The sequence below is a fragment of the Pseudoalteromonas sp. SG44-8 genome (genome assembly GCF_014164125.1).
Classification (GTDB): Bacteria; Pseudomonadota; Gammaproteobacteria; order Enterobacterales; family Alteromonadaceae; genus Pseudoalteromonas; species Pseudoalteromonas rhizosphaerae.
Genome location: NZ_JACJEQ010000090.1, coordinates 1 through 355, shown reverse-complemented (window position 1 = coordinate 355; position 355 = coordinate 1). Strand labels below are relative to the sequence as shown.

Annotated in this window: 1 tRNA gene; it reads right to left on the bottom strand. The window is 39.2% G+C overall.

What is annotated here, in order from left to right:
- Nucleotides 1-236: 236 nt before the first annotated feature.
- Nucleotides 237-312: transfer RNA gene (locus H5163_RS21120), tRNA-Val, on the bottom strand.
- Nucleotides 313-355 lie beyond the last annotated feature (43 nt).

Genomic DNA, 355 nt, shown 5'->3' with positions numbered 1-355 from the left:
ATACTGGACTTGAACCAGTGACCCTCGCCTTGTAAGGGCGATGCTCTCCCAACTGAGCTAATCACCCACATATAAATTAAAACGCTACTATTAAAATAAATAGTACTGGACTTTAACCAGTGAACTTCGCCGTTACTTGTAAATAGCGGTGATGCTCTCTTTTTTCCAACTGAGCTTGTGACTCATATTACAAATTTAAAACATGCAACTACTAATATAATAACAGGTTCTATATGTGGTGGGTGATACTGGACTTGAACCAGTGACCCTCGCCTTGTAAGGGCGATGCTCTCCCAACTGAGCTAATCACCCACATATAAATTAAAACGCTACTATTAAAATAAATAGTACTGGA